This window comes from Actinomycetes bacterium (assembly GCA_036000965.1).
Classification (GTDB): Bacteria; Actinomycetota; CALGFH01; order CALGFH01; family CALGFH01; genus DASYUT01.
On the sequence record DASYUT010000105.1, the window covers coordinates 1 to 20120 of the forward strand.

The 20120-nt window shown below is 69.9% G+C and carries 18 protein-coding genes and 1 pseudogene; 10 read left to right on the forward strand and 9 right to left on the reverse strand.

The genetic code is table 11. The features are described from left to right. Positions 1-612, reverse strand: a 612-nt coding sequence (locus VG276_07900) for an aldehyde dehydrogenase family protein (protein HEV8649314.1), incomplete at its 3' end; no start/stop codon positions are given. 338 nt (positions 613-950) lie between these two features. On the opposite strand from VG276_07900, the gene VG276_07905 reads away from it, so the two are divergent. The 5 genes from VG276_07905 (at position 951) to VG276_07925 (ending at position 7648) form a co-directional block, all read left to right on the forward strand. Continuing rightward, positions 951-1616 carry a GntR family transcriptional regulator gene (locus tag VG276_07905; GenBank protein ID HEV8649315.1) on the forward strand — a complete coding sequence of 222 codons (666 nt, stop codon included), beginning with the start codon at positions 951-953 and terminating at the stop codon, positions 1614-1616. Between the two features lie 214 nt (positions 1617-1830). After that, positions 1831-3183, forward strand: a complete 1353-nt coding sequence (locus VG276_07910; GenBank protein ID HEV8649316.1) for a saccharopine dehydrogenase NADP-binding domain-containing protein — start codon at positions 1831-1833, stop codon at positions 3181-3183. Between the two features lie 2 nt (positions 3184-3185). Further along, a complete protein-coding gene (gabT, locus tag VG276_07915; protein ID HEV8649317.1) occupies positions 3186-4586 on the forward strand; it encodes a 4-aminobutyrate--2-oxoglutarate transaminase in 1401 nt (466 codons plus the stop codon). A 132-nt stretch (positions 4587-4718) separates the two neighbouring features. Next, positions 4719-6185: an amidase gene (locus tag VG276_07920; protein ID HEV8649318.1), complete on the forward strand. Its 1467-nt coding sequence runs from the start codon at positions 4719-4721 to the stop codon at positions 6183-6185. Continuing rightward, the gene (locus tag VG276_07925; protein ID HEV8649319.1) at positions 6182-7648 is read left to right on the forward strand and encodes a biotin carboxylase; all 1467 of its coding nucleotides are present in this window, start codon (positions 6182-6184) and stop codon (positions 7646-7648) included. The genes VG276_07920 and VG276_07925 overlap by 4 nt, the downstream gene beginning before the upstream one ends. 141 nt (positions 7649-7789) lie before the next feature. Here the strand turns inward: VG276_07925 and VG276_07930 are convergent, their stop codons facing one another. The 3 genes from VG276_07930 to VG276_07940 form a co-directional block, all read right to left on the reverse strand. Beyond that, a complete protein-coding gene (locus VG276_07930) occupies positions 7790-8812 on the reverse strand; it encodes a C45 family peptidase (protein ID HEV8649320.1) in 1023 nt (340 codons plus the stop codon). Continuing rightward, entirely contained in the window at positions 8797-9318 is a 522-nt protein-coding gene (locus VG276_07935) for a hypothetical protein (protein ID HEV8649321.1), read from the reverse strand. The genes VG276_07930 and VG276_07935 overlap by 16 nt, the downstream gene beginning before the upstream one ends. Positions 9319-9613: 295 nt before the next feature. Further along, positions 9614-11110, reverse strand: a complete 1497-nt coding sequence (locus VG276_07940; protein HEV8649322.1) for a hypothetical protein — start codon at positions 11108-11110, stop codon at positions 9614-9616. Positions 11111-11479: 369 nt separating this feature from the next. On the opposite strand from VG276_07940, the gene VG276_07945 reads away from it, so the two are divergent. Further along, positions 11480-11635 (forward strand): hypothetical protein, encoded by a 156-nt coding sequence (locus VG276_07945; GenBank protein HEV8649323.1) that lies wholly within the window; start codon positions 11480-11482, stop codon positions 11633-11635. Between the two features lie 18 nt (positions 11636-11653). On the opposite strand, the gene VG276_07950 is transcribed toward VG276_07945, so the two are convergent. The 4 genes from VG276_07950 to VG276_07965 form a co-directional block, all read right to left on the reverse strand. Next, positions 11654-11818, reverse strand: a complete 165-nt coding sequence (locus tag VG276_07950; GenBank protein HEV8649324.1) for a hypothetical protein — start codon at positions 11816-11818, stop codon at positions 11654-11656. 1174 nt (positions 11819-12992) lie between these two features. Then, positions 12993-14045 carry a hypothetical protein gene (locus VG276_07955; protein HEV8649325.1) on the reverse strand — a complete coding sequence of 351 codons (1053 nt, stop codon included), beginning with the start codon at positions 14043-14045 and terminating at the stop codon, positions 12993-12995. Positions 14046-14568: 523 nt separating this feature from the next. Next, on the reverse strand, positions 14569-15774 hold the full coding sequence (locus VG276_07960) for a hypothetical protein (GenBank protein ID HEV8649326.1): 1206 nt from the start codon (positions 15772-15774) through the stop codon (positions 14569-14571). After that, entirely contained in the window at positions 15771-16307 is a 537-nt protein-coding gene (locus VG276_07965; protein ID HEV8649327.1) for a SigE family RNA polymerase sigma factor, read from the reverse strand. Before VG276_07965 ends, VG276_07960 begins: the two co-directional genes overlap by 4 nt. A 264-nt stretch (positions 16308-16571) precedes the next feature. Between VG276_07965 and VG276_07970 the strand changes: the two genes are divergently transcribed. Further along, positions 16572-16883, forward strand: coding sequence for a DUF6247 family protein (locus tag VG276_07970; GenBank protein ID HEV8649328.1), 312 nt, complete (start codon positions 16572-16574; stop codon positions 16881-16883). A gap of 518 nt (positions 16884-17401) precedes the next feature. On the opposite strand, the gene VG276_07975 is transcribed toward VG276_07970, so the two are convergent. Continuing rightward, on the reverse strand, positions 17402-17794 hold the full coding sequence (locus VG276_07975) for a hypothetical protein (GenBank protein HEV8649329.1): 393 nt from the start codon (positions 17792-17794) through the stop codon (positions 17402-17404). Between the two features lie 786 nt (positions 17795-18580). On the opposite strand from VG276_07975, the gene VG276_07980 reads away from it, so the two are divergent. From VG276_07980 to VG276_07990, 3 genes and pseudogenes are all read left to right on the forward strand, one after another. Next, on the forward strand, positions 18581-18925 hold the full coding sequence (locus tag VG276_07980) for a transposase domain-containing protein (protein ID HEV8649330.1): 345 nt from the start codon (positions 18581-18583) through the stop codon (positions 18923-18925). A gap of 98 nt (positions 18926-19023) precedes the next feature. Then, positions 19024-19293, forward strand: a pseudogene (locus tag VG276_07985) (transposase). 158 nt (positions 19294-19451) lie between these two features. Beyond that, on the forward strand, positions 19452-19961 hold the full coding sequence (locus tag VG276_07990; GenBank protein HEV8649331.1) for a transposase: 510 nt from the start codon (positions 19452-19454) through the stop codon (positions 19959-19961). The last annotated feature ends 159 nt before the right edge of the window (positions 19962-20120 follow it).

The window sequence follows — 20120 nt, forward strand, 5'->3', positions numbered from 1 at the left end:
CGCCTCCTCGAGGATCTGGGCCAGGGCCAGCATCGACAGCGGGGTCTGGTTGGCCGGCTTGACCACCATGGTGCAGCCGGCCGCGACCGCCGGGCCGATCTTGCGCGTGCCCATGGCCATGGGGAAGTTCCACGGCGTGATCAGCAGGCAGGGCCCGACCGGCTGGCGCATGGTGAGCATGCGGCCCTTGCCGGCCGGGGTGACCGCGTACTGGCCCTCGATGCGGACCGCCTCCTCGGCGAACCAGCGGAAGAACTCGGCCGCATAGGCGATCTCGGCGCGGGACTCGGCCAGCGGCTTGCCCATCTCCAGCGTCATGAGCAGGGCCAGCTCGTCACTGCGGGCGGTGAGCTGCCCGAAGGCACGGCGCAGGATCTCGCCCCGCTCGCGGGGCGGGTGGGCGGCCCAGGAAGCCTGGGCGGCGACGGCCGCGTCCAGCGCGGCCGAGGCGTCGCCGACGTCGGCGTCGGCGACCTCGCACAGCGGCTCGCCGGTGGACGGGTCCTCCACCATGAAGGTGCCGCCCTTGCCGGCGTCCCGCCACCGCCCGCCGACGTAGAGCTGCGGCTTGACGGCGTCGATCACGGCCTGCTCGTTGGTTGCGATGCTCATGTCGGTTCAACTCCCCTTGCCACCGCGCGGAAGGGCCGTTGATGGGCAGATCAGCTTCCCATGGAATGGAGTGTAAGATCATATATTCTCATATCAGAGCCATGAAAAGGTCGATGACGCCATGGGTCAGTTCTCACCGCTGCTCCGACCGGCGATGGCGGGCGGGATCGCCCCGACCTCACGGCGGGGATCGGCCGATACCATGTGGCTTGGACCTGCTCGGTCGCTGCCACCGAGCGGGTCATGGTGTCCATCCGCATCCTGGAGCAGCCATGATTGAGCCACCGCCCAGTGCCCGGGGGATCCGCCCGGTCGCGCCGGCCTCCATCGTCGATCAGGTGACCGCGGAGATCAGACGGTCGATCCTTGACGGCTCGCTCCCTCCCGGCGAGCCGTTCTCGATCGTCGACCTGTGTAGGAAGCTGCAGGTCAGCCACATTCCCGTACGCGAGGCGCTGCGCCGCCTCGAGGGCTACGGCGTGCTCCAGTTACGACCTGGGCGCAGTGCGGTGGTGGCCCCGATCGACGCCGATGACCTTCGAAGCATGTACCGACTCCGCAAGCTGATCGAGGTGGACCTGGCTGGCCGCGCCTGCACACTCCTCGACGACCAGGACATCGAACAGCTGGAGTCGACCCTCGACGCCTACACGTTCGAGCCGTCAAACACTGACCGGGTCTTGGACGAGCATCGCGAGTTCCACCTCGGCCTGCTACGTCCAGCCGCCTCGAGCTGGGACGTCCGGGTGCTCGAACTCCTCTGGCATGCCGGCGCGCGCTACGCTCGGCTCGCGTTCTCCGACTCGTTTCTCGATCCGAAGGCGGGGGCGCGGCAGGCGCAGGCGCATCGGGCGCTCGTCAAGGCGGTGCGGTTGCGATCTCCCGCGCGGCTTCGGAAGGAACTGCGAGAGCACCTGGAGGTAAACGAGGTGATGCTCCTGAAGGGCATCGAGCGCATAGCGCCGTCTGGCGACGGGCTGCGGCCTGTTGCTCGGCGTGCGTGAGGCCAGTCGCCCGGCGCGACGCCCTGGTTTGTGCAAGTTGTACGTGACGGTGCGTTCCTCGCCGGCCACATAGGGTCACTTCGTACAGGTGTTCTGCCCAAGAATGGACAGCTTGGCCATTTTCGCGCGGTTCCCCGAGAAGGCAGTCTGTCCAGACAGGGCCAGACCTCAGCCAGCGAGAGGATCACGACACGTCGACCCTAAGGAGGTCTGCATGCGGGTGGTCGTGCTCGGCGGGACCGGGGCCATGGGCCGCTGGACGGTCCGCGACCTCACCGAGTCCGACGGCGTGGACGAAGTCATCGTGGCCGGGCGCGACGGTGCGCGCGCAAGCGAGACGGCCGGCTGGGCAGCGGCCCGGGCCGGCGCGATCGGCTCGGCGCACGTCTCGGCCATGGTCGTGGACGCTCGTGACCCGGGCGCCCTACGCCGGGCCCTCGCGCGGGCCGACGTGGTGTGCAACTGCATGCACTACGCCTTCAACCTGCCGGTGATGGAGGCCTGCGTGGACACCGGCACCCACTACGTGGACCTCGGTGGCCTGTTCCACACCACCGGCCCGCAGCTCGCGTTGCACGACCGGTTCGCCGCGGCCGGGGTCACGGCCGTGATCGGCATGGGGGGGAGTCCCGGCACCACCAACCTCATGGCCGCGCATGCCGCTCGCGACCTGGCGAGCGTCCATGAGGTGCACGTCCGGGTCGGCATGGCTGGGTTTGCCCCCTGGACCCAGCCGCTACCGGTCCCCTTCGCGATCGACACCCTGCTGGACGAATTCAGCGTGCCGGCGGTGACTTACGTGGATGGCGGCTGGACCGAGGTGCCGGCGATGAGCGGGCTTGAGGAGGTCGACTTCCCGGCCCCTGTCGGCCGCCTCGCGCTCGGCCATGCCCTCCACTCGGAGGTGGCCACGCTGCCGCTCTACTTCGCCGAACGGGGCGTGCGGACGGTCAGCTTCAAGATCGGGTTCCCGGCCGAGTTCATGATCCGCATGCGCCTGCTGACCGGGCTTGGTCTGGCCAGGACCGAGCCTCTCGAGGTCGACCAGCAGCCGGTCGTGCCCCGGATGGTGCTCCGTCGCTGCATCGAGGCGACAACCTCGAGCCCGGCTGCCGAGGCCGGGCCCGGCGACGCCGAGGCCATCTTGGTCCGGCTGACCGGCCAGGACCGCGACGAGCGCCCCGTTGAGGTGCTGGCTGAGTGCGTCATCTGCCCCCACGCAGCGTGGAAGGCGGGAGCCGGGCAGCTCGACACCGGCGTCCCGCCGAGCATCGTGGCGCAGTTCCTGGCATGGGGCGTGATCGACCGGCGCGGCGTCTTCGCCCCCGAGGAGGTCGTGCCGCCGAAGCCGTACTTCGAGGAGCTGGCCAGCCGTTTCATGGAGGTCGACCTGATCACCCGAACGCACGCCACCGACGATCGGGCGGACGACCGGTCGAACAAGGCTTGGAGGACAAAATCTCGACCCGAGCGCAAGCTCACCGTGTCCGCACCCGCATCGCTCGTGGGACACTCGCGGCAGGCCACGACTGAAGCGGCACCTGTCCACGGGACGGAGGTGCTGTGACCATGAGCAGCCACAGCCACGGCGGGCCGTCGCTGCCGCAGGAGCGGCGGCTGGTGACCACGATCCCCGGTCCGCGCTCACAACAGCTGCTCGCGCGCCGCACCGCGACCGTCGCCCGCGGCGTCGCCAGCACGCTTCCGGTCTTCATCACGCGCGCGGGCGGGGGTGTCCTCGTCGACGTCGACGGCAACTCCCTGATCGACTTCGGGTCCGGCATCGCCGTCGTCAACGTCGGCAACGCGGCCGAGCGTGTGGTCGCAGGCGTGCGGGAGCAGGTCGGTGAGTTCACGCACACCTGCTTCATGATCACACCGTACGAGGGCTACGTCGCGGTCTGCGAGGAGCTGGCGCGCCTGACCCCGGGCGACCACGAGAAGCGGTCGGCGCTGTTCAACTCCGGCGCGGAGGCGGTCGAGAACACCGTCAAGATCGCCCGCGCCCACACCCGGCGGCCGGCCGTCGTGGTGTTTGACCACGCCTACCACGGGCGCACCAACCTGACGATGGCGCTGACGGCGAAGAACATGCCGTACAAGCACGCCTTCGGACCGTTCGCACCCGAGATCTACCGGATGCCGATGGCCTACCCGTTCCGCTGGCCGACCGGCCCGGAGCGCTGCGGCGAGGAGGCGGCCACCGAGGTCGTGTCGCTGATCGACAAGCAGGTCGGCGCCGAGAACGTCGCCTGCGTCGTCATCGAGCCGATCCAGGGCGAGGGCGGCTTCGTCGTTCCTGGCGAGGGCTTCTTGCCCCGGCTCGCCGACTACTGCCGGATCAACGGGATCGTCTTCGTTGCCGATGAGATCCAGACCGGCTTCGCCCGCACCGGCGCCTGGTTCGCGTGCGAGCACGAAGGGGTGGTCCCCGACCTCATCGCGACGGCGAAGGGCATCGCGGGCGGCCTCCCGCTCTCGGCGGTGACCGGCCAGGCGGAGATCATGGACAGCGTGCACCTCGGCGGCCTGGGAGGAACGTTCGGCGGCAACCCGGTCGCCTGTGCGGCCGCGCTCGGCGCGATCCGCACCATCGAGGAGCAGGACCTCGTCGGCGCGGCCCGCCAGATCGGCGACACCCTGCTGCCACGGCTGCGGGAGCTGCAACAACGCTTCCCCGTGATCGGCGACGTGCGCGGCCGTGGCGCGATGGTGGCCGTCGAGCTGGTCAAGCCGGGCACCAAGGAGCCCGACCCGGAGGCGACGCAGACGGTCGCGAAGGAATGTCACGCCGAGGGGCTCGTCGTGCTGACCTGCGGCACGTACGGCAACGTCCTACGGCTCCTACCCCCGCTGGTCATTCCCGGCCACCTGCTCCACGAGGGACTGACCATCCTGGAGAAGGCGTTTGCGGACCTCGGCCGCCCGGCGCCGCAAGCGCCGAGTACGGTGGTCGAGACCCCAGCGTAGCTCAGCCACTTCGCGCTCGTCCCTGTGCTGGATGGCGGTCGCGGAGGGGGCCAACCCACCGAGGAACGACAGGCACATGGTGATCGAGACATCAGGAGACGCCCGCGATGTGGGCGGGTAGGGAGCGGCGAGTTGGACATCTGGGAGCTCTCGGCTGTCGACCTCGCGGCAGCGCTACGCCGACGGGAGCTGTCCGCCGGTCTGGCGCTGGAGGCCGTGCTGCAGCGGGCCAACCAGATCGAACGCAGTGTCAACCCGTTCTCGCTCCGGCTGGACGACCGGGCACGCCGAGCGGCCGCGGCGGCCGACGCGGCGCTCGCACGCGGCGAGGGCGGGCCGCTGTGCGGGGTCCCGGTGACGACCAAAGACTCCCACTGGATGGCTGGGGTTGAATGCACCTCAGCGTCCCGGGCGCGCATCGGAGTTGTGCCTGCCGAGACGGTCGCGGCAATCGAGCGTCTAGAGGCCGCGGGGGCGGTGATCTTCGCCAGGACCACGACCCCCGAGTTCTGCTACTTCGGCGTCACCGAGTCGGCCCTGTTTGGCCGCACGTCGAACCCGTGGAACCTCGAGCGGACGGCAGGCGGCTCCTCGGGTGGTGGCGGCGCGGCTGTGGCCGCCGGCGTCGGGCCGCTGTCATTGGGTGGTGACGGCGGCGGATCGATCCGCATCCCGGCGGCGTTCTGCGGGATCGTCGGCTTCAAGCCCACGTTCGGCCTCGTCCCGCACGAGCCATCGTCGCCAGGCTGGAAGACCCTCATCGCCGTCGGGCCGATGGCCCGCTCGGTAGCCGACACCCGCTTCATGCTGCGCGCGATCGTCGGCCCGGATCCGCGTGACCGGCACAGCACGCCCCCCGGACCGCTCGACATCCCTGCCCCCAAACCGCGCGCGCTGCACGTCATCGCCTCCGAGGACCTCGGCTTCGCACCGCTCGACGACGACGTGCGCCGCACCTTCCGCGCGGCCGTCGCCCGACTCGCCGACGCCGGCGTGTCGATCATCTCCGACTCGCCGAGGCTCGGGTCGTCGGTCCACGTCTGGAGCACGATCGCCACCGCCGAGGCCAGGTACTCGGAGGCAGAGGAGTACGAGCGCAACCGCGACCTGCTCAGCCCGGCGGCGGTGGAATTCATCGCCGCCGGCGAGCAGGTCACCGCCACGCAGTACATCCAGGCGCAGTTCGCGCGCGAGCGCATCCACCGCGCCTACGTCGACCTGTTCGCCCGCACCGGCGCGGCCGTGCTCCTCACGCCAACGGTGGGCTGCGAGGCCTTCCCGCACGGCAGGCACCACCCAGACAAGATCGGCGGGATCCCGATCGCGTACCCGAACCTCGACTGGGCGCCGTTCCTGTACGACGCCAATCTCGCCGGCCTGCCCACGTGCGCCATCCCCATCGGGCTGGGCGACGACGGCCTGCCGGTCTCAATGCAGGTGCTCGGGCCGCGTCGGGACGACGGCCGCGTCCTGGCCGCGGCCGAGACCATCGAGGCGCTGATCGGCTTCACCGCCCGCCCACCGGTCGACCCCCCACCGCCGTCAGCCACCCGCCACGTCGCCACCAGCCCCACCGCCAAGTCGAGGAGGCCGCGATGACAGGGACAGCCATGAAGCTACGGGGCGTCTCCGAGCTACGGTCGTTCTTCCGCACCAACCAGACGCCCATCTACTTCGTCTCGCCGACGGCGTTCAACCTGCTCGGCATCGACCGCTGGGTCCGCAACTTCTACTACATCACCTACTTCGACTCCTTCGAGGGCAGCCATCCGCGGGTCTTCGTGCCGGAGGAGCGGGAAGCGCCCGACTTCCGCTCCATGGAGGACATCTGCAACTACCTGCTCAGCCACCGTGAAGTGATCGACTGGGTCCACTCGCACGGCCCCGGCGGCAAGGCGGTGTTCGTCATGTTCGACGAAGAGACCGAGGCGCTCGCCACCGCAGCCGGCCTCCAGATCGCCCACCCCCCGGCGGCGCTCCGCCACCACATCGACTCGAAAATCGTCACGACCCAGCTGGGCAACGAGGCGGGCGTCCCCAGCGTGCCGAACATTCTCGGTCACGCTCGCACCTACGACGAGCTGCGGGAGCTGACGGCGCAGGCCGGGCTCGGTGACGACCTCGTCGTGCAGATGCCCTACGGTGACTCCGGCAAGACGACGTTCTTCATCTCCAGCCGTGCAGACTGGGAGAAGTGCGCCGCCAAGGACCCGCTCCACGAGCAGGAGCTCAAGGTCATGCGGCGGATCGACAACCGGGCGATCGCAGTCGAGGCGGTGCTCACCCGCCACGGGACGCTCGTCGGCCCGCTCATGAACGACATCACCGGCCACGCCGAACTCACGCCCTACCCCGGCGGGTGGGCCGGCAACGACTATCCCGCCACGCTGACCGACGACCAGAAGGAACACGCCCGCCAGCTCACCCGGCAGCTCGGCGAGCGGCTGACCGGCGAGGGCTTCCGAGGGTTCTTCGAGGTCGACTACCTCGTCGACCTCGACAGCGGCGAGCTGTACCTCGGCGAGCTCAACCCACGGATCAGCGGCATCAGCTCCATGACCAACGTGACCGCGGGCGCCTACGCCGACATGCCGCTCTTCCTCTTCCACCTACTCGAGTACCTCGACGTCGACTACGAGGTCGACATCGACGAGATCAACGAGCGGTGGTCGCGAGAGACCAGCGTCGACGTCTGGAGTCAGATCATCATCAAGGAGACCGACGACCGGCTTGAGCTGCTCACGCTTACGCCCCGGACTGGGATCTACAGCATCGACGACCATGGGAGCGTGAGCTTCCGCCGCTGGGGTAACGACTGGCACAGCATCCTGGACGAATCCGAGGCGTTCTACCTGAGGATCCTGGCTCCTGGCGACTGCCGCTACCGCGGCGGCGACCTCGGCGCGCTCGTCACCCGCGGGCGGCTGCAGGGCGACGACAACCGACTGACCGAGCGCTGCAGGCAGTGGATCTCCGGTATCAAGGCGCAGTTCGCCGGCACCCCGCTGACCGCGCAGGAGCCCGTCCCTCCACCCGGTCCACTCGCCTTCAAGATGGCCTGATCGCGCTCGCCTCCGCCGCCCGGCGGTGCTGCGCCACACCTCACCCACCTGGCGCCTCGGCGCGCCAGTTTGGATCGACGTCGCCGGGCGACCGCATCTTCAATCAGTCGGGCGGCCGACAATGGGTCACTCTCGCGTCCGTCAGGTCAGGCCGCCGGGCAGTCCCAGCATCGCGTCATGCTCACCGCTCGCAAACGTGTCAAGCGAGTGCCGCCAGACGGAGCCGGGCCATCGGTACTCGACCGTCCGCTCCGCCGGGTGGTAGACAGCGGTATAGAGCGTCCCGAAGCCAAGCGCGTAGGCGGTCGAATAGAACGGCGGCCGGAGAAGGGCATCCGCCAACCGCTCGGCGTCCACCGACTCGTCACCCAGCAGGTCGAGGAGCACCTGCTGCCGCTCGCGGCTGCGCGTCGCTCGCGCCTGCTCCGGCCAATCGACCCGCTCCTGGTGGTTGGTCGCGACGGGCCATCGGGTGAAGCCCGGCTCGCGATCCGGGCCGAGAAACGCGGTGAAGAAGCCACCGTCCCGGTCGACGACGGTGACGTTGTACGCCATATGGACCGGCAGCCGCTGCAGGATGCGGCGGGCGTCGGCCGCGGTTTCGCAGACTTCGAGGAGGTAGCGCAGGACGAGCGGGATACCGAAGCCGTCGCCCACCACGCGGCGCCCGCCGAATGCGAGCGAGACTGCGAGGCCCGCGTCGTTCATGCCGTCCACCAGACCCCATAGGCAGTCGCTCATCCCGATCACGCGCCGGCCGGTGAAGGCGCTTCCGTACACCACGCGTTCCAGCAGCGAGGGCGCATAGTCGTAGTTGCGCACGAGTGTTGGGGTCCCACGTACAAGGACCGCCTGCGAGCAGCCGGCCAGATACGGCGGAGGGTTGTAGAGCGTCAGCATGCGAGCCGCGAGCTCGTCGCCGCCCGCAAGGTCGACCAGCCGCTCCCAGGTGGGGACGAGCTCGGCCATGTGCCGGCGCAGCAGCCGCTGGCATGTCGCGTAGCTCGGGCGCGCCGCCTCGCCATAGCGAAGATACCAACTGCGGTAGCCCGGCCAGGTGAGGGAGAAGAGCGTCTGCCAGCGCGAACCGGGCTGGGGCTCAGCGATCGCGTAGAAGGTAAGCGGGAAGGGGGATTCGGAGTAGCGGATCATGGGCGCAGCCATGGTAAGGGATCCTCGCACGACAACGCGAGGATGACGCGCGCCGAGGAGGCCATCCTCGTCGCGCCCGCCTCGAGCGCGAGCGACACCGCGCGCTCGGCGGCCTCGGTGGCATGGCCGGTGGCCTCGGTGGCATGCTCGAGGTCGAGCCCCTGCCCCGCCAGGTACGCGAAGTTGGCGAGCGCGGCAGCGCGGATGGCAGCAGGGACAGGGAGGGTCTGGCGCGGTAGGCGAGCTGTGCCTCGTCGTGCCAGACGGGGAAGGAGTTGGATGCCCTGCCCCCGGGCGGTGGTCGCAAGCTCCGGGAGCTTGGCGAGCACGGCGCAGTCGCCGGCCTCGTCCAGGTCCAGCAGCAGCCGCGGGACGAGCAGGCCGTCCGGCTGGCGGGCGGCCCGCTCCTCCGCCCGTGCGATCACCACGCCGACCAGCAGCTCAAACAGCGGCCGGAGCCGGCCCTGCTCGTTGGCCGGCGCGTACAGGTACAGGGTGTTGGCACCCTTGAGCAGCATGCTGCAGTGCCGGTAGATGGAGCAGGGCCGGTCGGGGAGATGGCACGGCTGGCCGGCGGGCCGTCGCAGAGCGAGGGTGCAGCCGGCGACGACGGGGTTGGGGCCGGGGCGAATCGGGGGCACATCAGGTGCGGAGGCCTACGTTGGGTCCCGTTGGGTCCACGCTGGCGCTGCTGCCCCTGCTGTGCCCCTCGGGTGCCCCGCACCGCAACGGACGTAACACTCTTCTGTCCGGCAGGGAGTCGGGCTGCCTGCTGTTAGCGCGGATTTCCACGCAGCTGGTTCGGCGCAAGGTTCAGGCGAACTCGTAGCGCAGGGTGCGGTTGTCCCACCAGGGGACGGTGGTCTGGGCGGGCAGGCTGGCTTTGCGCAGGACGGGTGCGTAGGCGCGTCGTTCGAGGCGGACGGTGATGGTGTCGCCGTGGTTGATGATCGTGCCTGGGGTTTCGAGGAAGCGGCGCTGGATCACGTCGGGGGTGACGGCGTGGTAGCCGGGCAGGCGGGCGCGCAGGGCGGCAAGCAGGGCCTGGGCCAGGACGGCGAGCATGACGTCGAGGTCGACGTTGAGGTTGACGGTGCTGGACAGGGCGTCGGCGCAGAAGGCGCGGATGATCTCGGCCAGGCGCTGTTCGATGGTCATGCGGCGGGCGTATTGGCTGATCAGGGTCTTGAGGCTGGCCTGGTGGTCGTTGGTGATGATGACGGTGGGCTGGTGGTGGCCCAGGCCGGTGACGACCAGTTGGCGGACGGTGCCGGGGTAGTCCGACAGTGCGACCGCGGTGTCCTCGTGGACGTTGGGCCTGTTGTGGGGGCCGGGCCGGTCCAGGGTGATGGTCGCAAAGTCGGTGCTGGTCAGGCTGTTGCTGTGCCGGACCAGCGCGGGTGAGCGCATGCGCAGGGTGAGGAACTTGACGCCGCGGGCGTCCAGCTCGCCGAGGACCTTTTGGGTGGTGAGCTTTTGGTCCATGACGAGCATGTGCGGGTCGTGGCCGCTGGCGGCTTTCCAGTGGTCGCAGAAGGCCAGCACCTCGCGGGCCTGGGTGGCCTTGGACAGGTCGGCGCCTGCGTCGACGAGGTTGTGGGTGCCGGTGTCTTGGGCGAAGCAGGTCAGCACCGAGCGGGCCCGTTGGGAGCGGGTGGGCACGTGGTGCTTGTCCAGCACCGGGTCGTGGCCCCAGTGCAGGACCGCGTGGAAGTCCAGGTCGAAGATCGCCTGCTCGCCGGTGGCCAGCCCTGTGGAGATCAGCTTGTGGTCGAGGGCGGCCAGGAAGCCTCGCTGGTGGTCGTGGGCGAGCCGGTAGGAGTAGCTGGTGAGCGCCGACTGCTTTGGCAGGACCGCCAGTCCGGCAAGCAGGCCGGCGGCGGGGTCGGCCAGCAGGTCATCGACGTGGGAGACCCGCCGGGTGCGGGTGAGCTTGAGCGCCAGCAGACGCAGCAGCCAGCAGGTGGCGGGGATGACGCGGGTGGCTGGGTAGCCGGCCGTGCGGACCAGGCCGGGCAGGTCCAGGGCGGCCAGGTCGGGGAGCACCAGCAGCAGCCCGGCCCGGGTCGTGTCCAGCCGCCGCGGCCAGGCGCCCAGGTCCAGCACCGCGGCCCTGGGCAGGCGGGTGTCGCGGCCGGACGTGGCCGGGGTTGACCATCGCCCAGCGGGTGTAGCCGAACCGGTCGGCGCCTGCTGGTAGGTCAGCCCGTCGACGAACCAGGCGCGCAGCGCCTCGTAGCGGCGGTGGTTGACCTGTGCTGGCGTGGTGAACCACCCGGCCTGCTGGTGTTGTGGTGATCTGGCTGGCATACGGCGGTTCTACCACATGCATCCTGGTACCGGCTGCAGCCTGATCGCGCCCAGAACATACCTTTCGTGGTGATTATCCTGGCACCATCGGGGTGGTGCATCCCTGGCCTGGGTGGCGTCACGACACGATAACAAATTGCACTGATGCCATTATGATAACAGGCCGATCGCCACAAGGTCATGGCTCGGGCGCTCGACGGCGGTGTGATGGTTTGGCCAGGTGACCGAGGTAGCGATCCAGCCAGCGCCCTGACTCCAGGCGCGAAGGTTGCGCCCAATGAGCTACGTGGAAATCCGCGTTAGGGGCCGGTCAGTGCTCGGTGAGTCGGCAAGAAGAAGGCTGCCGGCGCCGTTGGCCACTCGATCTTGGTGATCGCCTGGCACCTGCTGGCCTACGACTGCGACTACCACGACCTTGGCGGCGACTTCTTCGTGCGACGCGACAGCGACCGTGCCCGCCAGCGAGCCGTCGCCCAGCTCCAGGCCCTCGGCTACCAGGTCACCCTCCAACCCGCCGCCGCCTAACACCCGGGGATTCTCGTTTCAGCACACGCAGGCATCCGCCGCCAGGGGTGCGCCGCACGCCTGCGCCCGCCGGGTGCAGCGGCGCCGGTGCTCCGCGAGCAGGGCCAGGCTGCCGTCGGCCAGCGCGATCCGGCGGGCGGCGCGGGTCTTGGCGTCCTTCTCCATGAGCTGGCCGCCGCGCACGATGAGGTTCCCGCGCGATGAGCAGCTCGGCCGCGGCCAGGTCGACACCGGACCAGCGCAGCGCGCACAGCTCCCCCCGGGCGGGCGCCGGTCGTCGCAGCCAGCCAGAGCAGGACCGCGACGTCCGGGTCCGCCAAGTAGGTGGCCGCGAGCAGCCGAGAGACGTCCTCGGGGGTGGGCGGGCGGAGGTCGGCCGGGCCCGGCCGGGGCGGGGTGGGCTGGCCAGCGCCGCGGGGTTGGCGGGGATCCAGGCCCCAGCGGGCCGCCTGGGCCAGCGCGCGGCGCACGATCGCGTGGACCTGGCCCACCGTGGCCGGCGCCGGCGGCGTGGCGCCGACCCCGCCGCGGACGCGCAGCACCGTATAGAAAGCGGTCCAGGGTGGCGGGGTCCAGCCGCCGGAGCGGGATCGGCCCGAGCGCCGGGCGGATCGCCCGGTCGATGTGGCCTGATAGGTGACGCGGGTGCTCCAGGCCAGGTCGGCGACCTCGAGCCAGCGCGCCAACAGCTGCGCGACGGTGGCGTCGCTGGCGGGCCGCTTACCGTCGTTGACTCGATTGAGGAGGCGGGCGCGGAGCGCCTGCGCGTCGCGTTTGGTCCGGGCGGTGCCGGTGAGGTTGCGCCGCTTGTCGGTGACCGGGTCGTGGCCGGCGTGGACGATGACCTGCCAGGTCTGGCCGCGCTGGCGGCTGTGGCCCGCTGCCATGGTCCTGAGGGTGCCCGTTGACAAGACGTTGACAAGCGGCTTTGGGTCAGATGACCTGAGCTGCGAAGCTGCTGCTCAGCGGTGGTGCGCCCGGAGGGACTCGAACCCCCGACCCGCGGATTAGAAGTGCCGACGGACCCGTCCGCCAGGTGCCACCCAGCCCGTCGCCGCAGGTCGGGTCCGTCCCTTGTCCGGCTGCTCCGGCCCGGTCCGGGCTGTGGTGGCTGGTGGAGTCACCAAGGGGGTGACCAGCCGAGCTTGGTATGAGGGCCGCTTCTCGTATTGACGCCGGGGCTGATTCATCGTCGACCGGTGCACCGCTGCCAGAAGGCAGAGCACCCCAGCCGCCGCCAGCCTGTCCCGTCGGCGCCGACCGCATCCAGTCACGGGCGCTTCAGCTCCGATCCTTTTGGGAAGCCAACGGCGATCCTGTCTGCTACCGCTTCGATGCCGCCGGGCCGCTGGCGGGGTTACCGGGGCGTCGCGCTCGGGACGGGCGGTGGGAGCATCAGCACGCTGAGCATCAGCCCGAGGAGGCACGCCCACGCGATCGTCCCCGTCCACAGCTCGGCGGACCAGCCGATGCCGGCGGTGCGCGCGACCGCCGCGAAGTACACGCTCCAGGTGGCCAGCGGGACCAGCGCCCCTGCCGCCCAGAACCGCCGCGGCCGTGCTGGCGAGGGTCCGAGCATGTGGAGTAGCCCGTCCACCACCAGCCCGGCCATGACCGCGGCGACGAGCATGGCAGGGTGGTGGAAGGCGTCCACCGCCCCGATGAGCACCCCGACGCCGCCGTAGATGGTCGTGGCAGTCCCGAACGGCAGCCGCCAGCGGCGGGCGAGCAGCAGCAGCGGCGCGAGCAGGATCAGGTTGGTGGCCAGCACGCTGGCCACGCCGTTCAGCAACACGTGCTGGGTGTACTCGTCGAGGTAGTCGGCGCCGACCATCCAGGTGAAGGCGGCCCAGTACATGAAGAAGAACGCGACCAGCACGGTGGTGAGCGTGGCCGAGGCCACCACAGGGAGGAACCTGCGGTAGCTGGGGGCGGGCTCCCCAGCCGGGTCGGTCCAGGCCGCCCGCAGCGGCGTGGACATGATCAGGGCCATGCCGCTAAACAGCAGCAGGTGGGTCGGGCTGAACAGTGCCTGGACGTCCTGCTCGACCCCGAAGATGGTGTGCCAGGCCAAGTCGCCGACCCCGCCCACCGCGAACACCACCACCCCGACGACGGCCAGGTCATAGCCGGCCGGAAGCGCGGCCAGGCCGTGCCGCCCGGCCGTGCGCGTCCGGGCGGCGATGGCCAGGATCCATCCGGCCGTGGCCAGGAACCCGGAGTAGAACAGGGCATGCCAGGGGGTGAAGAAGGTCTCCAGCGCCGCCAGGTTGTTGTGGGCCCAGCCGTCGACGACCACGCCGACCAGCAGCCAGGTGCTCAACAGCATCGTCACGGCGTCGACCCGCCATGACAGCCGGGGCCGTCTTGCGAGCTCGTCGGCCCTCACCTGCTCCGCGATGGTGGACATGGCACCCTCCTCCCGACACGGATGCCAGCAGCTCTACCCAGGTCATCATGAGCGCGCCATGGCCGGATTGATACCCGCCGGGGCAGGCCGCGTACGAGCCTGCGCCAGTGGGCGGGTGGAAGCCACGAGGAGTGTCCCCGCACTCTGTCTGCCCGGCCTGGGCTCAATGGAGTGACAGGCGTCGGGAACGCCACAGCGGCCAGCGCCGGGCAAGCCGCTGACCTGCGGAAACAGCGCGCGGAGGGACTCGAACCCCCGTCATGCGGATTAGAAGTGCCCACCCACCCCGTCCGTCAGCCCCCGCTCAGGCCGTCGCCGCAGGTCAGATTCGTGCCGTCGTCCGGCTGGCCCGGTCCAGGCTGTGCTGCCTGGTGGAGTGACCGAGGGAGTGACCAGACGGGAGCGTCGCAGCCTCACCTTGAGACCTATTTCACGTGGTTGCTGCGGTTGGCCGGCTGAGAAGGACTGACGGCAGTTGGTATCGCCGTACCTCGCATCCACGTGGCGCGTGATCCTACCCCGGTCAGTCGTGACATCCCGCCAGCACTGAGGAGGCGATCGTTGCGCCGGCCTGGTCGAGCGCGGCCACGCGGATGCCGGTGGCGCCCGGCGGGAGGCGGAGGAGGTAGAAGGCGCCGTTGAAACCGGGGGGGGCCGAGACGGTCCGCGCCTGGACCGGCTTGGCGTTCGTGAATGTGAACCGCATGGTGGTCGCCCTCTCGGGCGCCACCCCGTAGGCGAGCAGCACGCCGGCGGCGCAGGAACCGAAGGGTCGCAGGTTGCGGGCCAGCCAGCCCGGGTCGGTCTCGCAGATCCGATAGTTGCCGGCGACCTTCGCGGTCGCGGGGGCGCGCAGCTCGATGCACTGAGAGTGCTGGTGGTGGAAGCCGTCCAAGCGCCAGGCCCCGACGCTCGACGGCATCTGGGCGATGAGAGCGGCGATGAGGACGCGCTGGCTGGGTGGCCGTTGGGTGTAGTCGATCGGCCAGCGCCAGTTCCAGCGGGCGAGTTCCCGGCCCGTCGCGTCGAGCGCGATGACCTGGTCGACCTGCACGATGTCGCCCTGGGTCCCGGCGACGCTGTAGGAGCGGGGGAGGAAGGTCAGGTAATACCGCCGGTCGAAGCGTGGCGCTGCGGCGAGCGGGCGGACCTGCACAGGCGCCTTTCCGCGGACCTCGATCCGGACCCGGGCGGTCTGGGTGGGGACCATCCCGAACACCGCCGATCTTCCGGGCGCCCCCAAGCTGTTGCGGGTCACCTGCACCGATTCGTCGGAGCAGTCCGCCGCGAGCGCCCCGGCGTGGTTGAACCCGACGCAACGCTTCGGCGCGGCCAGCAAGGTGCCAGGGAACGGGGGCAGCTCGAACGCCCGCTCGGCACCGAGGGTCCACCGCGCCCCGCCGTGGATGCCGCTGGCCACGACAACGGGCCCCTCGACCGGATGGTACGGGCCGGGGTCGGAGCCGCCGAACAGCCGCTGCTGCAGCTTGTGGTCGTAGCCGTGCTGGGGGCGTGGAGTGGCGCTCTGCCGATCCTGTGGCGGCAAGGGATGGACGATGAGAGTCACCACGAGCGCAAGCAGCGCCGCCAGGCCCGTGCCGACGCCAGCCCGCACGCGGCGGGTGTGGCGGGCACGACGGCGCAGGAAGCGCTCGTAGGCGCCGGTCTCATCCGGCCACGGCAGGGCAGGGCGGCGGTAGGCCGCCGTGAGCTGCTCTTCGCTGTTCATCGTGGTGCCTCCTTGGCGGGCCGCGCAGCCTGGGACGGCGGTGGCCCGCTCGCGGACGGGCCCAGCTCGGCGCGCAGCCGGGCCAGCCCCCGCCTGGCGAGCGACTTCACCGTCCCCAGCGGGAGCCGCAGCAGCCGCGCGACCTCGGCTTCGGGCAGGTCCTCGTGGTAGCGCAGGGCCAGGACGAGCTGCTGCCGGCGGGGCAGCTTGCGGGCAGCGGCCCACACCGCTATCGCGTCCTCGCCGAACTCCGGCAGATACGCCTCCCGCGAGCTGGTCAAGGCCCGATGACGCGCCTCGACCAGCGCCCGCCGCAGCAGCGAGCGGTGCCGGTTCACCAACACCCGTCGCGCGTACGCGGCTGGGTCGTCGGGCTTGCGCACCCGCGTCCAGCGACCGTACGTGCGCACCAGGGCATCCTGGGCCAGCTCCTCGGCGTCGGTCCGGTTGCCTGTGAGCAGGTAGCCGAGCCAGCACAGCGGGCCGTACTGGCAGGCGAAGAACTCCTGAAACTCGCGGTCATCGACGGCCATCTCGGCTCCTGGCGAGGGCTCCTACCCAGGTCCCACGCGCGACCCCGCCCGGAGGTTTCAATTGGTGCTGCTCGGCCCGCCAGCACATCGGTGGTGTGGACGTTGCTCGCCAGGGCCGCGAGCGCTGCCCGCTGGCAGCGAGACAGATCCGTCAGCTCGACCAGCATCGGCGCTGTTGCTCTGCAACGAGGCATGGCGCGACACTGTCGGCAGCAGTCCGTGCCCATACGTACCATCGAGCTACCGACAGACGAAGGGGGCTGCATGAGCGTAGCCGAGCAGGCGGGCAGCCCGGATCTGCCGGAGCGGGCTGCACGCATCCGTGCCGCGCTGCCCGACGCCGACCGTGCCCGGTTCGACGCTGAGCTTGATGAGGCGCTCGACGTCGCTCGCCAGACCCACGACCTTAGGAGCCTGGGCCATGTCGTCGAGGCGTGGTATCGCCTCGTGCTGCTGCGCCGGCACGGCGGCCCTGGCTGGGCCGCCATCGAGGAGCGGCTCCGACAGGGTGAGTCGCCCGAGTGGGAGAGCGAGCCGCTCGAGGTCGAGGAGCACATCGCGCGGTATCTTCCCTGACGTCGGCCTCGCTGGTCGGGGTCGAGTCGGTGTCCGTTGGTGCTTCAGGTGTGCCATAGCAGGTGACCGTGCCGAGGGCTGCGCAAGGTGCACCGTCTCATGGAACGGTGAGGTAGCCCGCGTCGATGCGCTACGTCGATGCGCTACCTCGATGCCCTACCGGCCGGCGACGGTGCGCCGACCTGCCTCGATGGCCTTGATGGGCGGACGAGAAGGGTGACAAAGAAGCGGGAAGGCCGCCCCGGTGTTAGCCAAACAGGCTGTTGACCTGCGGGTTTGCGCGCTCGGAGGGACTCGAACCCCCGACCCGCTTACTAGAAGTGCCGACGCCCCGTCCGCCGCGTCCCGCCCAACCCGTCGCCGCAGGTCACGTCCATGTGGCTCGTCCGGCTGGTCCGACCCGGTCCGGGCGGTAGTAGCTGGTGGAGTCACCAACGGAGTGACCAACGGCGGTCGGTTGCGGTCTGCGGCGGGCCCGTCACCGCGCTGGAGGCGATCCGGCGCGGGGACGCGGCGGGCTAGGTGCCGAAGACCCTGGCGTGGAAGTCGAACGAGATCGGCTGGTTGCGGTAGATCGCCAGGTGGATGTTGTCGTTGGGGTCGATCGTCAGCTGGTGGCCGAACCAGCGGGTCCTGAACGTTGTCGTGGTCTTGTTGGTCACCCGCCAGTTCGCCGGCAGGTTCAGCCGCCCACCGGACGGCGCGAGCAGCGACACGTTCACGTAGTAGGCCGAGCTGGTCAGCCCGTCACCCGCGAACGTGCAGGTGATCTCGGCGTTGAAGTTGGTCGTCCCCGAGCAGTGCCCGAACAGCTCGGTGACCGGGTCGGCGTGGGCGGCCGTGCCGAGCGAGAGGGCGAGGACCGTCGCGAGGGCCGCGATCAGTCCGATGATGCTGATGCGGGTGCGCATGGTTGCGCCTTTCTCCGGGCACACTCAGTTGGGTGGTGCGCAGGGTGAGAGCGGCGCCCGAGGTGAGACTCCCACCTTGGTCTGAAGAGCGTCGACGTGCGGCCTGCGCCTGACACGGTGCGCAGTACCGCAGCTTTGGACGGGTGGAGGGGAGGCTACCGACCGGCATGGCAACAACTGCGTCGATGCGACCACAGCCGGCTGAGGGCGTGGCTGCGACCGATGCGCGAGCCCAGGCAGGACCGCAGTGCCAAGGTGACCATTACCGGGCATGGATTCGTCCAGAGCGTTGTGGCCGGTACGACGCCGAGGCTCCGTGCGGCTGGGCGTCTGCTACCGGCTTGGACACCAGCACGTCGACAGGGACTTGGGTGAGGTGGCCCCGCTTCACTTGTGACGAGGAACAGCCCCACAATTCTCCTGGTGATGACCACGCACCACCTCGATTGGCGCCCGTAAGGCGGGCTCTGATAACCCTCCATATGACACAGATCGATCAGAGCACTTAAGCGTCAGAATCTGGTCCGGTTGTCAGAGAGAAATCGGGGGGCACGTGATTTGATCGTACGGAACTATCGGTGTCAATAGTGTCTTTCGTCTCACACAACGCATACTCACGCTGACCTTGCCGTGGTGGGCCACGCTGATCGAGTCGAGGCTAGCCGCAAAGCCGTGTAGTTAAGGGATCGGGCTTGGTGTCAAGGGTTCGGCGTGGCGAGGTGACATGAGAACGGGGCTCCGGTAGGTACGTGGTCGACCAAGATCACGTCTGTTCCGGGAGCCCCGTTGTCGCCCTATTCTGCCCCCTCACCTGCCGTTGCGACCATCACCTCCACGAGCAGGGTCGCCTCGGGCGTGTTCGCCCCCGGCCAGCTGGGAGAGCTGACCCAGATCATCCCGTTCGAGATGGTCGATGCGGCGTTGGCCGCCACCGGCGCGGTCCAGGCCCGTACTCGCCTGCTGCCGGCGCGGGTGGTGGTCTGTCTGCTGCTGGCCGGGTGCCTGTTCGCCGAGCTGGGCTGGCGGCAGGTATGGCACAAGCTGACCGCCGGCCTGGGCGACATCCCCGTGGCCTGCCCCAGTGGCAGCGCGTTGTGGCAGGCCCGTGTTCGGGTCGGGGCCGAGCCCTGAGGTGGCTGTTCGACCTGCTGCGCGGCCCGGCGGTGGCGATCACCACCGGGCCGGTGCGCTGGTGCGGGTTGCTGGTGTGCGCCATCGACGGCACCACCATGAGCGTGCCCGACCATGACGCGAACCTGGCGGTGTACACCAAGCAGGCCGGCAACCATGGCGGGTCCGGGTACCCGCTGCTGCGGATGGTGGCCCTGGTGGCCTGCGGCACCCGGACGGTCATCGACGCGGCCTTCGGCCCCACCAGCTGCGGCGAGCCAGGCTCTACCCGTCGGCTGCTGCGCAGCCTGGGGTCGGGCATGATCGTGTTGCTGGACCGCGACTTCGACAACGGCACACTGATCGGCCAGATCGCCGCCACCCAGGCCCATGTGCTGGCGCGGCTCAAGCGCAACCGCAAGCTGCCGATGCTGGCCCGATACCCCGACGGGTCCTACCTGTCGCAGATCGGCAAGGTCCGGGTGCGGGTGGTCGCCGCCGAGATCAGCATCGCCACCAGCGCTGGACGCGCACCGGCAGCTACCGGCTGGCCACCACCCTGCTCGACCACCGCCGCTGCCCCGCGTTCGCGCTCGTCACGCTCTACCACCAGCGGTGGGAGATCGAAACCACCTACCTGGAGCTCAAGGCCAGCATCCTCGGCGGGCGGGTGCTCCGCGCCCGCACCCCGGCCGGCATCGCCCAGGAGGTCTACGCCCTGCTGGTCACCTACCAGCTCCTGCGCATCGCCATCACCGACGCGATCCAGACCACCGGCGGAATCGACCCCGACCGGGGCAGCTTCACCATCGCCCTCAACGCCGCCCGTGACCAACTCGTGCAGGCCGCCGGTGTCATCGCCGACGCCGTCATCGATCTCGTCGGCGCGATCGGCCGCCGCGTGCTGGCCAACCTGATGCCCGACCGGCGCCTCAGGGTCACTCCCCGCATCGTCAAACGCGCCATCTCCAAGTACAACGCCCGCGGTCCCACCATCAACCGGCGCAGCTACAAAGCCACCCTCAACATCAACATTCTCATACCGCCAGACCCTTGACAGCAGCACCCTGGCACTAAGGGTGCGCAGATTAATAACACGTAGATTTGATCTCTTTGGGTACGGGGACACCGGCGGTGGCTGCGAAGCTGACAAGCTCGGCTGGGGTGGCCAGACGGGTTCCTGTGGGCTCGGGGGTGTGCCCGATGACGCTCAGCA

Bases quoted from the DNA above. Each gene is read 5' to 3' on its own strand.
- VG276_07910 (HEV8649316.1), top strand. From the start codon at position 1,831: ATGCGGGTGGTCGTGCTCGGCGGGACCGGGGCCATGGGCCGCTGGACG.
- gabT (HEV8649317.1), top strand. From the start codon at position 3,186: ATGAGCAGCCACAGCCACGGCGGGCCGTCGCTGCCGCAGGAGCGGCGG.
- VG276_07925 (HEV8649319.1), top strand. From the start codon at position 6,182: ATGACAGGGACAGCCATGAAGCTACGGGGCGTCTCCGAGCTACGGTCG.
- VG276_07930 (HEV8649320.1), bottom strand. From the start codon at position 8,812: ATGGCTGCGCCCATGATCCGCTACTCCGAATCCCCCTTCCCGCTTACC.
- VG276_07935 (HEV8649321.1), bottom strand. From the start codon at position 9,318: ATGCTGCTCAAGGGTGCCAACACCCTGTACCTGTACGCGCCGGCCAAC.
- VG276_07940 (HEV8649322.1), bottom strand. From the start codon at position 11,110: ATGCCAGCCAGATCACCACAACACCAGCAGGCCGGGTGGTTCACCACG.
- VG276_07955 (HEV8649325.1), bottom strand. From the start codon at position 14,045: ATGTCCACCATCGCGGAGCAGGTGAGGGCCGACGAGCTCGCAAGACGG.
- VG276_07960 (HEV8649326.1), bottom strand. From the start codon at position 15,774: ATGAACAGCGAAGAGCAGCTCACGGCGGCCTACCGCCGCCCTGCCCTG.
- VG276_07965 (HEV8649327.1), bottom strand. From the start codon at position 16,307: ATGGCCGTCGATGACCGCGAGTTTCAGGAGTTCTTCGCCTGCCAGTAC.
- VG276_07970 (HEV8649328.1), top strand. From the start codon at position 16,572: ATGAGCGTAGCCGAGCAGGCGGGCAGCCCGGATCTGCCGGAGCGGGCT.
- VG276_07975 (HEV8649329.1), bottom strand. From the start codon at position 17,794: ATGCGCACCCGCATCAGCATCATCGGACTGATCGCGGCCCTCGCGACG.